The organism is Dietzia maris, from assembly GCF_014144855.1.
Classification (GTDB): domain Bacteria; phylum Actinomycetota; class Actinomycetes; order Mycobacteriales; family Mycobacteriaceae; genus Dietzia; species Dietzia kunjamensis.
Genome location: NZ_JAALDN010000427.1, coordinates 1 through 1039, shown reverse-complemented (window position 1 = coordinate 1039; position 1039 = coordinate 1). Strand labels below are relative to the sequence as shown.

General features: G+C 68.5%; 1 protein-coding gene. It reads right to left on the bottom strand.

The window, feature by feature from the left end; all coding sequences use genetic code 11:
- On the bottom strand, window positions 1-1039 hold a 1039-nt coding region (locus G6024_RS13675; protein ID WP_159148944.1), incomplete at both ends, for an ISL3 family transposase.

Here is a 1039-nt window from a genome sequence, read left to right as displayed (position 1 = left end):
TTGTACATCGCGATCTTGCCCTCCCGCTTGCCTGCGGCTTCGTAGGCGGCGATGAGTCGCTGGTAGACGCTGTAGGTGACCTCCACCGCCGCGTGCGCGTCATTGGCGGTGAACGCCTTGAACAGGCGAACCTTCTGCTTGTCGGTCAGTAGCTCAGCGCGGGTGCGCAGGGTGCGGCGGATGCCGTACAGCGGATCGCCGGTCCGTCCCCGGTGTCCGGTGGTGGCCTGCTGGATGCGTTGGCGGCACACGGTGAGCTTGTCGGCGGCCAGGTGCACGACGTGGAACGGGTCCATCACCGTCCGGGCAGCGGGCACCGCGCTGGCGGCGGCGGTGTGGTAGCCGGCGAACCCGTCCATCGTGACCACCTTGACTCGGTCTCGAAACACCTGGTCGCGGGCGTCGAGCCACTCGGTGAGGACCTTCGCCGAACGGCCCGGGACCATGTCCAGCAACCGGGACGGGCCGGTGCCGTCCACGACCGGGGTCAGGTCGACCAGGACGGTGACGAACGAGCTGCTGCCGTCGCCGCGCACGTGCTTCCATTTGTGCTCATCGACCCCGAGGATGCGGACGCCGTCGAAGTGTCCGGGCTGCTCGTAGACCATGGAGCGGATCTTCGAGACCGCCAGGTCGTTGACGAGATCCCAGCCCAGCCCGAGGGCCTTGGCGACCGCGGACACGCTGGTGCGGTCGATCGCCAGACGCTGCAGGATCCAGCGGCTGCAGCGGCGGGTGGTCTTGGCCCGCGGCTCAGCCAACGCCGGCATCCGCTGCTGGAAGACCCTCGTAGCGCACTCGGTGTTGTCGCAGGTGAAGCGCGGTACCCGCACATGCAGTCTGGTGGGATGACCCACGATCGGCAGGTCGGTCACTCGCCGCTCGACGTGGTCCCGCAAACGGCCCGCCATCCCGCACTCGGCGCAGACCGGGTCCAGTGTGACCGGGGCGCAGAACAGGTGCGTGAGCTCGTCAGCCACAGCGGCGTCGGTGATCGTCACCCCGAGCTCGACGGTGCGGCAGATGGTGTCGGCAAGCA